Origin of the sequence: Streptomyces sp. NPDC005775, assembly GCF_042871565.1 — a bacterium.
GTDB lineage: Bacteria > Actinomycetota > Actinomycetes > Streptomycetales > Streptomycetaceae > Streptomyces.
The window spans coordinates 1-4,090 of sequence record NZ_JBIAIU010000034.1; the positions used below are offsets into that span (position 1 = coordinate 1).

The following is a 4,090-nucleotide window of genomic DNA, read 5'->3' on the forward strand; positions in this document are numbered from 1 at the left end:
TCTCGGGCTTTCCTCCGGGCGCTTCCCTTCGGTCTTGCGTTTCCGACTCTATCAGACTCTTTCGTGTCCGATTCCCGGTCGAAGCGGGCCTCGCAATTTCGCTTTCCAGTTCTTCGCTTTCGCGCTTTCCCTTTCCAGCGAGCTCAACTCTACCAGAGACTTTCGGGCCTGATTCCCACCCCCGGGTGCCACCTGACGGCCCCTCATCCAACGGCCAGGAGCCGGGCGGTGGGCCCCTGCCCACGGCACATCCGGTCGGGCAGCGACACCCCGCGGCCGGAGGGAGGCCGGGGCGACCAGGTCAGTCGGCAAACCGTCAGGGGTTCCGGTTGCGGTTCGACTTCTGCATGATCGAGCGATGCTGGTCGAACTGGTGAAGGTCGCAAAGTTCCCCTGGAGTCCCTGGCTGGCCCAGATCAGGACCCCGTTCGGGGGGACCGCGGTCCGCTGGTGCGGTGACCAAGCCGCGGAGCCTGGTGAGTACCACGTCGAGTGGACGGTCGACGAAGTCGTCACGTGGGGGCGGAATGCGAGGCCGGCCGTCGGCGCCGGACCGGGGGTTCGGCCTGGCGCGCACTGTGTCGTCCTGCGCGGGCGGTTGAACCTCACAGAGGACGGGGTCGCTGTGCTGGACTTCGGTGACACGCAGATCCCGCTGGACCTCGACGCCCCGCTACCGGAAGGTGTGGCCGGCACGTGGGTCGAGCTCTTCCTCGAGCGCGAGAAGATCGCGCTCTATCCGTTCGAGCTCTGAACGGAGGTCACTCCTGCAGACCCCATCGTGGTGAGCAGGCACAAGGGGAAAGCCCCCACTGGCCTTGGTCTGTTGAGTCGGAGGACGCTGGTCCGGCGGCTGCTGGGCGGCACGGGCCTCCCACCGATCGAGGGTGGCCAGTCGCTGCACTCGCCCAGCGCCCACGCGTGGGCACTCCGCGTCCCCAACCCTTTCCTCCGCCCCCAAAGAGACCTGGCCACGGAGCGCGCGGGCGGGGCAGCGTCGTGAGAGCCGCGGTTCCACCGGCGTCCAGCTCGTCCGCACTGACCGCCGCCACCCCCGCTGCTGGTGGTCCACCTCGACCGGGCCGAGAACTCTTGGGTGGAGCTCACCAGCCCGCCCGGCAAGAACGGATTGCCCCTCAAGTTCCTGACCTACGGATCCTTACTGACACGGGCAGCCATCCCCGTCCGATCGATGGGCGGGACCGAATCCCCCTGCAAATGACCGCCAAGGGCGCATGGCGCATCTGGCTGCATCCGATGGCACACACCGATGCTCACGAACGAAGTGACGTCGTTCGGAACTTGCGTGGCCAGCACCCTGGCAGTCGGATGCCGCTGCGCGTCACGCAGGACAAGGGGGGGGCGCCCTCTCAGCACTCGCGCTCGGGCAGCCCAGTCGTAGCGGTGCGGGCGCCTGGCGGTACCGGGGGTCCCGAGGCAGGAAGCCGCTGAAGGCGGCGGCCCGGCCGGGGTGGGCCCTAATCGATTCGCACCACATTCCGTGCGGGCGGTGGACGAGTCTCATCTGGTCGACAGACTGGAGCGATGCGGATAGAGAATGTGGCCGGGGTCCACGCTGTCCGGCTCGCCGTGACGGTCGGTGCAGTCGTCGCCGCTCCGGTTCCGTTGGTGGCTGGGACTCCGTTGCGCCGCCGCCTGTTGCGCCGCTACTACGGCGAGGACGGTCCGGGGCTCGTGGGCAATGAGGACGGTTGGGTGAACCCGGGGTACTTCGTCGTCACCAACGCGGTTGTTCGAGTCCTCTGCCGGCCGTCGGAGTATGTACTTCGCTGGCTTCGTCCTTCCTGACCGTAGTTGCCGCCGACTCTCGTTGGCGGTCATGGGAACCAGGCCGTAGGGGACGGGCCGGTCGCGGCGTTCGTGGCCGCGGTGACGGCAAGAAAGGCGTGGGCGAGCACGGCGAGGGCGACCCAGCGGTGCCAGCGGGCCCAGCGGCGGACTTGGTGCTCGTCCGGGCGGGCCAGGCCCCTGCCGGCCAGGTACGCCTCCTCCATCGTCCCAGCGCAGGACCGGACCACCGAGTGGTGCGACTTCCCCACGATGCCGGGCGGTCCCCCCACCGAGTGAGGTACCAGCGGGGTCGGCCGTGGGTACGCAGGATGCAGCGGTCGCAGGGGGCCGAACCGCAGGCGAGCAGATCAGGGTCCGCAGTTGGGCGGCCTGCCGCCCTCTTCGAGTGAGGCTGGTCTGCGCTTCCTGACCGACCCCATGTTCGACGGTCTTGCTTGACTACCCCTCATCCGGCCCGAGCCTGACGAAGGCCACCCGCTCCACCGCGGCCCTCCGCCGACCCGGCCCATCGATATGACCCTGCGCTCGCACAACGGCCGCCGACAACCTCGACAACTCCGGCCGCGCCCTGCTTGCCGACGCCCCGCTCATCCTCGCCACTCCCACCGGCGAACAGCGCCTCGGCGAGAAGGCCAGAGGCCTGGCCGACCGGGAGGCCGTCGAGCTCGCCCCGAGGGTGGCGCAGTCACCGTCACTGGCCTCCTCGCCAACCACGGCTCCGGCGCGCGCGAAAAGGTCGAGATCTGCGCCGCCCTGGTCGTCGGCTTCGTCCAGACCGGCAGGGACTGCCCACCCTCTGCGTCAGCGGCGGCCGCGCCTCCCCGGCGCGGTCGGTCTTTGATGGCCGACCGATCGTCCTGAACAGCGCCCAGGCCCCGAGTCCAACCGGATCCTTGGCGCTGAGCTGCCGTCCTCAGTCGGCCTGGCAGAGCTCCTGGACCAGGATTGGATCCAGCGCGGCCGAGCCTGCCGATCCGCGTACCCACCACGTCTCGCTACCAGCGCGACGTCACGCAAGCGCAACTCCCCTAGCTGATGCGGGTATGTCTCCCAGGGAGTGAAGCGCTGACCGGTACCTGCGGCTTCGCGCCGGTACCGCAGGACCTTTCCCGGACGATCGGGATGCTCTGCGGCGATGAGGCAGGAGACCGGCTCTGGCCCGCCGCCATCGGCCTCGAGGACGACCACGATGGGCAGCCTCCCCCGAACTCACGAGTGACTTTCCGGATCTCGTGGGCCGCAGCTCTCCGCCGCCCCAAGCGATGACGTCCTATTCCCACCAGGGCGCGTATCGAGTGATGATCAATGTGATTGCTTGAGTCCGCCCCGAGGTGCCCGCAAGTGTGGAGAGGGGCACGTCACATCATGCGCCTGGCCGGAACATAGAGCATCGCCGGCGCTTCTCGGGGTGCCACCGTGGGGCGGGTGGGAGCCGGCGGTGGCGCACTCCCATCTCGGCTATGGCGAAAGTGCGTTGACGTTCCTCGAACGGTGATCAACCATCGCTGCTTATGCTTCAAAGTGAGATCTGGGATGACTAGGCCGCTCAGAGCTATGACACCCCTGGGACCGGCATGTTCGCATCGGAGGTGTTGGGGCCGACGGTGGACCGCCTGGTGGAGCTCACCCGGGGCGGGCGGGCGCTGGAGTTCGCCATCGGGACCGGACGGGTGGCAGTGCCGCTCGCGGAGCGCGGAGTCTCGGTCAGTGGCGTCGAGCTGTCGAAGCCGATGCTTGATCAGCTCCGCACCAAGGCAGACGAGGCGGCCATCTCGGTCGTCGTCGGCGACATGGCCACTGCGCGAGTCCCGGGCGAGTTCCAGCTCGTCTACCTCGTCTACAACGGCATCTCGGTCCTGCTCACGCAGGCCGAGCAGGTTGCCTGTTTCCGAAATGCCGCACGCCACCTCGCGCCGGGCGGGCGGTTCGTCATCGAGCTTTGGATTCCCGAGATTGTCTCCGTCTACAGGACGGCCGGCCCGCTCTGGTCCGGTAAGTCTCCGATGCCAGCGGCTCGTGACTGGCAGGCCACCCGTGTATGGAGCTGTACTCACTGGGTGGTCCGGGTGAGGTCTTTGATCCCGATCATCGAAGCGCGCAGGTGCAGGCCGGCGAGGTGACTGCCGGGGGTCTTGTCATACCGCGCGCCCTGATCAAAGCGCTACACAGCGGACTGAGCAAACAGCCCCGGTAAACGCAGAAAAGCCCCGTGCCACAAGGGCACGGGGCTTTCCAACAATAATTGTTCGGCGGCGTCCTACTCTCCCACAGGGTCCCC

General features: G+C 68.0%; 2 protein-coding genes and 1 pseudogene. 2 read left to right on the forward strand and 1 reads right to left on the reverse strand.

Features of this window, described 5'->3' with window-relative positions; all coding sequences use genetic code 11:
• Positions 1 to 358 precede the first annotated feature (358 nt).
• Complete coding sequence (locus ACFYPA_RS37040) at positions 359 to 754, forward strand: hypothetical protein (protein ID WP_359087178.1); 396 nt, start codon at positions 359 to 361, stop codon at positions 752 to 754.
• Positions 755 to 1,838: 1,084 nt separating this feature from the next.
• Here the strand turns inward: ACFYPA_RS37040 and ACFYPA_RS37045 are convergent.
• Positions 1,839 to 2,015, reverse strand: a complete 177-nt coding sequence (locus ACFYPA_RS37045; protein ID WP_389137050.1) for a hypothetical protein — start codon at positions 2,013 to 2,015, stop codon at positions 1,839 to 1,841.
• A 1,371-nt stretch (positions 2,016 to 3,386) separates the two neighbouring features.
• Between ACFYPA_RS37045 and ACFYPA_RS37050 the strand changes: the two are divergent.
• Positions 3,387 to 3,767: pseudogene (locus ACFYPA_RS37050) on the forward strand (class I SAM-dependent methyltransferase); the annotation flags it as partial.
• Between the last annotated feature and the right edge of the window lie 323 nt (positions 3,768 to 4,090).

Bases quoted from the DNA above. Each gene is read 5' to 3' on its own strand.
- ACFYPA_RS37040 (WP_359087178.1), top strand. From the start codon at position 359: ATGCTGGTCGAACTGGTGAAGGTCGCAAAGTTCCCCTGGAGTCCCTGG.
- ACFYPA_RS37045 (WP_389137050.1), bottom strand. From the start codon at position 2,015: ATGGAGGAGGCGTACCTGGCCGGCAGGGGCCTGGCCCGCCCGGACGAG.